Here is a 1,085-nt window from a genome sequence, read left to right as displayed (position 1 = left end):
TACCGTCGATACCGTGGCTGCTGCCCGCACGGCTATGCTGCACAACAATGAAACGGGCGGACTCTTTAATCAAGCGCGCTTTGATGGGGTAACCGATGAGGTAAAACTTCAGCAAGAGGAGGCGCAGAAACCCATCCTCAAACCTGAGCCGATGATTGAAATGACCGTCAATTCGCAGGTAGAAAAGGAGATCACTAGACCCGAAAGGACGGAATACGTCACCTCCGACCAAGCCTATCCTGCGGTGCCAAGATACACACAAAATTCGAAAGAATAATACTTAACTAGGTGCATAAAAAAGAACTTTATGCACCGCCTAAATACTGGTATTATGATCAGGTATCTAAAGGGAGAATGACCATGAAAACAGTCTTACCATTACTGCTGCTTACCTGTGCGAGCGTGCAAGCTCAACCCCACTCTCCTGAGCTCACTCAACTGCTGAGTGAGATACACGAGCAGTACGAAAACCCCAAATTATCTAGCGCCCCTAGAGCAATGGCAGACATCACCAAACTGCCCTACTTCTTGCAGCACATTGACGAGACGGACACCGTGGAGTCCATACGCTTAAACGCTTACTTGCAAGGTTTGCATACTGCGTATTTTGACAATGCCTATAATCAAAAACAGCTAGGCGGAGGAAGCTGGTTCTGTATGCGCGATACAATGGCACTCGATCCAAGGCGCCACCCTGAGTTCCTTGAAGATATGATCTGGATGGTACTTGAGAAAACCGCCAAAAACGATCCGCAGAAGTTCAGACGAGCAAACTATGCAGGGTCCTTCGGCGTTGATATTTCAATGATTATTAACTACGGCTTACAAACCGAATACCCTTGCTACAGCCCTATCCCTAAATCGTTACAATTTAACGGCTGGAAATATTAATCTCGGCACAGGATATCCATCGAGAGTGAATGTAATTTCAGGTATAAGGCCAGTACGAGAGAGTAGGAACGGGTTAAATGTCTTTATTCTAAACTAGGTATTCATTGGCCGCTGCTTGGGCACAAAAACGTTCCTTTAACCCTATGCAGCCCAATAAAGTATCCTCTTAAAATGGTAGCGATCGTATTGGTACG

At 46.2% G+C, this 1,085-nt stretch carries 2 protein-coding genes; both read left to right on the top strand.

The annotated features are described in order from the left end of the window. Positions 1–277: hypothetical protein (locus AB4653_RS20025; RefSeq protein ID WP_137002676.1), on the top strand; the 277-nt coding region annotated here is incomplete at its 5' end. A gap of 83 nt (positions 278–360) precedes the next feature. After that, positions 361–891, top strand: coding sequence for a hypothetical protein (locus AB4653_RS20020; protein WP_102258301.1), 531 nt, complete (start codon positions 361–363; stop codon positions 889–891). The last annotated feature ends 194 nt before the right edge of the window (positions 892–1,085 follow it).

The organism is Vibrio sp. 10N.222.48.A3 (genome assembly GCF_041475345.1).
Classification (GTDB): domain Bacteria; phylum Pseudomonadota; class Gammaproteobacteria; order Enterobacterales; family Vibrionaceae; genus Vibrio; species Vibrio tasmaniensis_A.
Note: the sequence above shows the minus strand (reverse complement) of the source record. Positions and strands in the feature narration are given on the sequence as shown.

Coding starts and splice junctions, on each gene's coding strand:
- AB4653_RS20020 (WP_102258301.1), top strand. CDS start 361: ATGAAAACAGTCTTACCATTACTGCTGCTTACCTGTGCGAGCGTGCAA.